This is a genomic window from Bathymodiolus azoricus thioautotrophic gill symbiont (assembly GCF_001298715.1).
GTDB lineage: Bacteria > Pseudomonadota > Gammaproteobacteria > PS1 > Pseudothioglobaceae > Thiodubiliella.
In genome coordinates, this window is sequence record NZ_CDSC02000340.1 from 1 (window position 1) to 6973 (window position 6973).

The 6973-nt window shown below is 40.6% G+C and carries 4 protein-coding genes and 1 pseudogene; 2 read left to right on the forward strand and 3 right to left on the reverse strand.

Translation table 11 applies throughout. From position 1 onward, the window contains the following. Positions 1–221 (forward strand): annotated as a pseudogene (locus BAZSYMA_RS10695) (transposase); the annotation flags it as partial. A gap of 199 nt (positions 222–420) precedes the next feature. Here the strand turns inward: BAZSYMA_RS10695 and BAZSYMA_RS06690 are convergent. Further along, on the reverse strand, positions 421–1101 hold the full coding sequence (locus BAZSYMA_RS06690) for a ComF family protein (protein ID WP_090716975.1): 681 nt from the start codon (positions 1099–1101) through the stop codon (positions 421–423). Then, a complete protein-coding gene (yaaA, locus tag BAZSYMA_RS06695) occupies positions 1077–1832 on the reverse strand; it encodes a peroxide stress protein YaaA (RefSeq protein WP_090716977.1) in 756 nt (251 codons plus the stop codon). The genes BAZSYMA_RS06690 and yaaA overlap by 25 nt, the downstream gene beginning before the upstream one ends. 129 nt (positions 1833–1961) lie before the next feature. Here yaaA and gltB point away from each other — a divergent pair, with 129 nt between their 5' ends. Next, positions 1962–6455: a glutamate synthase large subunit gene (gene gltB / locus BAZSYMA_RS06700; RefSeq protein WP_090716980.1), complete on the forward strand. Its 4494-nt coding sequence runs from the start codon at positions 1962–1964 to the stop codon at positions 6453–6455. Between the two features lie 274 nt (positions 6456–6729). On the opposite strand, the gene BAZSYMA_RS10015 is transcribed toward gltB, so the two are convergent. Beyond that, positions 6730–6973 (reverse strand): hypothetical protein (locus BAZSYMA_RS10015; protein WP_195910134.1); only part of this gene is annotated, 244 nt, incomplete at its 5' end.

Sequence of the window (6973 nt, forward strand, 5' to 3'; positions counted from 1 at the left end):
CATTCCTGGGAGCGTGGACAAAATGAGAATGCTAATGGCTTTTAAGGCAATACTTCCCAAAGACGATGTCTTTGGTAAATGTTGCCTGCAATGAGGTTAAAATAGCTGTGAATAAATTGAATTCTAGACCAAGAAAATGTTTAGGATTTAAAACACCTTATCAGGTGTTTTTTGAAAGGACGGGTATTGATGCTCGTCAATTGGGAGTGGTGCGTTTATGAGTCGAATTCACCATATTTAAAAAGTGTTCATGTTGAATTTACAGAAAAGAAATTACAGTACCTGTTTTCAACAGACCATGCGACATGTTGAGCAATAAATTGCTGTATTTCTGTTTCTGTTGCTTTTACCAATTTCATATTTTTTATTTTCACTTTATTGTTCAAAGAATAACTGACAGTGTTTTGTTTTCTTACTGGTCTAGGTCATCGCTCTGGACAAAGTTAGAACATCACAACTTTGCACCCCTGCACTAATAACAGTTTTTGCCAATTCATTGAGACTTGCACCTGTTGTCATCACATCATCAACCAATAAAACTCGTTGATACAATATTGACTCAGCGTAAAATGCACCTTTGACTTCTTGTTGGCGCTGTTCGGCCTTGAGATTTGTTAAAGATTGGGTTGCTTTTATGCGTTTAACGCTATGGGTATCGACCATAATTCCTTGCTTACGCCTAATCACACTAAGTAGTTCTAACACTTGATTAAAACCACGCTCCTGAATGCGTTTTGAACTAAGTGGCATAGGGATAATCGCATCATAATCTGGCAATGATTGATATTTATCAGCCAGTTTATACGCAAAATAATCACCAATGCAAAGTTGCTTATTGTATTTAAATAACTTAATGAGTTGCGCAACCAAACCTTGATAATCATACAAAGTATAGGCGCGACTAAAAGCAGGAGAATGGCTCAAACATTGTCCACAAAAATCAAGGTTGCTATTGCTATTAACGGGATGTGCACAAGATTGACAACGGTTTTCTTGATTAGAAAACTCTGCTTCACATTCCTGACACACACAAAAATTTGCAGGCTCTATGCAAAGCATGCAAGACTGTTTGGGAATTATTGCTTGCGTGTAAATACCCATGTTGATTCATCAGATATGGATTGGTTAAACCCATAACCCTCAACATCAAACGCTTTGAGTAATTCAGGGTTTTCCAATTGATTATCGATCATATAACGCACCATCAAACCTCGTGCACGCTTGGAGTAAATACCAATAACTTTGTAGGCGTTATTTTTAAATTCTTTGAACACAATATTAATAATTTTGGCATTCAATGCTTTTTTGTCAATACCTTTGAAATACTCATTAGAAGCCAAATTGATAATCACTTCGGATTCATCTTTATTCAAAACTTGTGATATATCATCTCCCCAAAATTCGTATAAATTCTTACCCTTATCATTGGCAAGTCGGGTACCCATTTCCAAACGATAAGGCGCAATTAAATCCAATGGTCGAATCACCCCATACAAACCCGAAAGCATGCGCACAGAGGCTTGTGCAAATTTTAAATCTTGGGTGTCTAAACTAGATGCATCAATACCGTTATATACATCACCTTTAAAAGCAAATAGAGCTTGCTTGGCATTAACAAGTGTCAGCGGTGTTTTAAAGCTTTGAAAACGCTCAAAATTTAGAGCAGATAATTTTTCACTAATTGACATTAGACTGGATATTTCATCTTGACTTTTGTCTTTTAAAATATCAATCAGTGTCTGAGATTGTTTCATCTGGCGTGTTTGCGTAAAGGTAGTAACATCACTCGGATTAAAATCTTGGGTTTTGGAAGGTGAAATAACGGCTAACATAGGGTATAGATTCAACAAAATGTAGGGAAATATTCTACCCTAATCTTGACATCAAATACCGTATTTCAAACACTAAACATATGTCTTTTAGGTTATAATTTGGTGATTTTTTTTGATTATTACTCAACAATGAAAGAGCCCTTATTACACCTACCAAAAGCACATGGTCTTTACCATCCAGATAACGAAAAAGAAAATTGCGGTGTTGGCTTTATTGCTCATGTAAAAGGCAAGTCATCACACACAATTACCACAGATGCTTTAGAAATGTTAACACGCATGGACCATCGTGGTGGCTGTGGCTGCGAAGCAAATACGGGTGATGGTGCAGGTATCTTAACCAATATCCCACACGAATTTTTTGCTAAAGAAATTAAAAAGTTATTCAATGTTGATGTTGAAAAAGGCGCCTATAGCGTGGGTAATGTTTTCTTGCCACAAGACGACAAACAGCGTGTACATTGCATGAGTCTAATGGAAGAGGCCATTATCAACGAAGGTCAAGCCCTGATTGGCTGGAGGGACACGCCGATTGATACCGATAAAGCAGATGTGGGTAATATTGCTAAAACCTCTCAGCCGATTATTAAACAACTCATTACTGCCAAGGCAAATGACATTGACACGCCTGCCTTTGAGCGTGCACTATTCGTAATCAGAAAACATGTCTCGCATGGTATCCGCACTGATGCCTCTTTATCACAGGCGCTGTTATTTTATGTGTGCAGTCTGTCTACTACTGTCATTATTTATAAAGGCATGCTAATGGGGTCTCAAGTGCTTAACTTTTATACGGATTTATCAGATCCTGAATATTCAACCTATTTGGCAATGGTACATTCTCGCTTCTCAACCAATACTTTCCCGTCTTGGGATAGGGCACAACCTTGTCGCTATATGTCACACAATGGAGAGATTAATACCCGTCAAGGTAATTTCAATTGGATGCATGCCAGAGAAGGCGTACTGGAAAGCGATTTATTTAAAGAGGATTTAGCCAAAACATTGCCAGTCATTGAAACTGAAGTATCCGACTCAGGTAGTTTTGACAATGTGTTAGAGTTCTTAATGATGAATGGTCGCACCTTGCAAGAAGCGGTATTAATGATGGTGCCAGAAGCTTGGCAAAATGATGCCAATATGAGTAATGAGAAAAAAGCCTTCTATGAATATTTCTCTAATGTGATGGAACCTTGGGATGGGCCTGCCTCTATCGCCTTTACCGATGGTCATTATATTGGTGCAGTGCTTGACCGCAACGGTTTGCGTCCTTCACGCTATTACTTAACCCATGATGAGCGCGTCATTATGGCAAGTGAAGTTGGCGTAGTTGATGTGGAAAATGACAATATTAAAACCAAAGGCAGATTGCGACCTGGAAAAATGTTCTTAGTGGATTTTGAAAAAGGCGAATTACTTGATGATGAACGCATTAAATCAGACTTTGCCAAACAAAACCCTTATCAAGACTGGTTAGACGAGCAAACCATTCATTTATCAGAATTACATTGTGAAAATGAAGCGCCTGGCTTTTATCCTGAAACGCTGATTCATCGCTTAAAAGCATTTGGTTATAGCACAGAAACCCTGCAATTTATGCTATTACCCTTAGTCACAGAATTGCGTGACCCCGTTGGGTCGATGGGTAATGACTCAGCTTTGGCTTGTTTATCTAATCAATCTCGCATTATTTATGACTATTTCAAGCAACTGTTTGCTCAGGTTACTAACCCAGCCATTGATTCTATTCGTGAAGAAGTCGTTATGTCCTTGCGCTGTTCTATCGGTCCTGAAGGTAGTTTGCTAACCAATAAAGCCGAAAATGTACATCGCCTAGTGGTAGAACATCCAATCCTTACCAACGAAGAAACAGCAGCGCTTAGACATTGCAATCATCGTGGCTGGACATCAAAAACCATTGATATTACTTACGACATTAATTCAAGCAAACACACTGCTGAGTTGCTTGACGATATTTGCAAACAAGGCTCACAAGCGATTCAAGACGGGCACAGCCTAATTATCTTATCTGATCGTGGAATCAATAAAGATCGTGTTGCTGTCTCTAGTCTATTGACATCAAGTGCATTACACCGCCATCTTGTGGCTTGTTCGCAGCGCACTCAAGTTGGCATTATTGTTGAAACAGGTGAAGCAAGAGAAGTACACCATTTCTGCTTAATGACTGGTTTTGGTGCTGATGCCATTAACCCATATTTAGCATTTGAAGCGCTTTGGCAAGCGCGTCGTGACAACATTATTGATATCCAGAGTGATGATGCTATTATTACCGCCTATCGCAAAGGTGTTGGCAAAGGCATGCTTAAAGTCATGGCAAAAATGGGTATTTCCACCTTAGAATCTTACAAAGGTGCGCAGATTTTTGAGGCTGTTGGTTTGGCACAAGAAGTCATGGACAAATGCTTCTTTAAAACAGCGTCTCGTATTGATGGCGTTGGTTTTGATATTCTTCAAAGTGAAGGCGAGAAGCGCCATCAACTTGCTTACCACAGCGAAACATTAGACAATTTAGGTCAATATCATTGGCGTAGTGGTGGCGAAACTCATATGTGGAATCCAGAAACCATTGCCAATCTGCAACTGGCTGCTCGCAACAATGACGAATCTGCTTATTGGGTATTTGCTAAACACGCTAATGAGCAGGGCACTCGCAATTCAACCCTACGCGGACTGATGGCCTTTAAAAAAGGCAATCCGATTGCCATTGATGATGTTGAGAGCGCCCAAGAAATTGTTAAACGCTTTGCCACAGGCGCTATGAGCTTTGGCTCTATTTCTGCTGAGTCACACGAATCCCTAGCCATTGCGATGAATCGCTTAGGTGGAAAATCTAACACTGGAGAGGGTGGCGAAGATGCCAAACGCTGGACGCCTGATGCCAATGGTGATTCACGCAGAAGTGCAATCAAGCAAGTGGCTTCTGGTCGTTTTGGTGTTACTATTGATTATTTAAACAACGCCGATGAAATCCAAATCAAAGTCTCGCAAGGAGCAAAACCCGGTGAAGGTGGCGAATTACCAGGCACAAAAGTTGATGAAGGTATTGCTAAAATTAGACACTCAACCCCTGGCGTAGGTCTAATCTCACCACCACCGCATCACGATATTTATTCTATTGAAGATTTATCACAACTCATCTTTGACCTCAAGCGCTCTAATCCAGCTGCAAGAATTAGTGTGAAACTCGTAGCTGAAATAGGGGTTGGCACGATTGCTGCCGGTGTGACCAAGGCAAAATCTGACCATATTGTTATTGCTGGTCACGATGGTGGCACAGGCGCATCACCACTCACCTCAATCAAACACGCCGGTTTACCATGGGAATTAGGCTTGGCTGAAACACACCAAACACTGGTCATGAATGACCTTCGTTCACGCGTGGTCATTCAAACAGATGGGCAACTGAAAACCGGAAGGGATGTTGCCATTGGTGTGTTGCTGGGCGCTGAAGAATTTGGTTTTTCTACTGCACCCCTTATCACCATGGGCTGTATTATGATGCGTAAATGCCACCTCAATACCTGTCCAGTCGGTATTGCCACACAGGACAAAGAACTGCGTAAGAAATTTACTGGAAAGCCAGAACATGTGGTGAACTACCTGTTTATGGTCGCACAGGAACTACGCCTTATCATGGCCGAATTAGGTTTTAAAACGATTAACGAAATGGTGGGTCGAGCAGATATGTTAGAGATGAATAAAGCCATTGACCATTGGAAACAAAGCTCTATTAATCTTGATTCACTACTCACACCCGCACAAAAACCACATGAGAATACAGGCACTTACCAAACTAAAACACAAGACCATGAGTTGGCAAGTCAACTTGACAACACCTTAATTGAGCAATCAAAAGATGCTATCGCTGGCAACAATAAAGTTAAATTTAATTCCAAAATTACCAATATTGACCGTGCAGTCGGTGCAATGCTCTCTTCATATATCGTCAAGGCTCGTGGTGGCAATAACTTAGAGGATGACTCAATCCATATTCATTTCACAGGCTCTGCTGGTCAATCGCTCGGTGCATTTTTAGCACAGGGTGTAACCTTAGAAGTTGAAGGTGATGCCAACGATTATGTCGGTAAGGGCTTATCAGGCGGTCGCGTGATTGTTTATCCACCTAAAAATTCCACCTTTAATGCTGAAGAAGAAATCATTGCGGGCAATGTTTGTGGCTATGGTGCCACTGGTGGAGAGCTCTACTTATCAGGTTGCGTATCAGAGCGTTTCTGTGTGCGTAACTCTGGTGCAGCGGCTGTTGTAGAAGGTATTGGCGATCACGGTTGTGAATACATGACTGGCGGGAAAGCCATTATTTTAGGAGAAGTTGGTCGTAACTTTGCTGCTGGCATGTCGGGTGGCGTTGCTTTTGTTTATAACCCACACAAGACTTTTGATGGCATGCTCTCTACTGGTGCTATGCTAGATTTAGACCCGTTCAATGAAGCCTATGAAAATGAACTAAAGCACTACATTCAAAATCATCATGACCTAACGGGTTCACAAATTGCTAAACGCATCTTAAGTGATTGGACTAATGCACTAAATGATTTCGTGTTAGTTATTCCCATAGAGTATAAACACGCATTGCAAAAGTAAAATGCTTGTGTAATACCCACAGAGGTCTGACTGCTTACAGTCTTTATTACGCTACCTTTGCTCTTGGCGGTATTCCGCCTAGGGAAAAATGTGGTCGTTTATTATTATAAACCATAACCACTGAGTCGTTAAATATTGGATTAAATGGATAAATGCTTGATAGATAAGTATCAATATACCCTTATCTTCTTTGGATCTATATTCTCCATAGTTTGACATAACTATCTTGGAGTCTACTAGAAATTGTGAGTGTGCGCAAAAGACGACCTTATTTTTATAATATATTACATGTGCCGTTTACATTATTTGCAATCTCATTATATTCTCCTTCTACATCAGGGGATACAGTTCTTATTCTAGCATCGGCGGTAGCACTTGATAAATCCCCCGATCCACCAGCTATCTCACTATCAGGCACCATATCCTGTTCATTAATGTCGGCGTAAAGATGTCTATCACTGGTTCCAGAATAAGGACTTTCCTCGATAGCATCCCCGATAGTCTCCTCAACACTTCCC

What these genes read in the sequence shown, in the direction of transcription:
- gltB (WP_090716980.1), top strand. Translation starts at nt 1,962, where the DNA reads ATGAAAGAGCCCTTATTACACCTACCAAAAGCACATGGTCTTTACCAT.
- yaaA (WP_090716977.1), bottom strand. Translation starts at nt 1,832, where the DNA reads ATGTTAGCCGTTATTTCACCTTCCAAAACCCAAGATTTTAATCCGAGT.
- BAZSYMA_RS06690 (WP_090716975.1), bottom strand. Translation starts at nt 1,101, where the DNA reads ATGGGTATTTACACGCAAGCAATAATTCCCAAACAGTCTTGCATGCTT.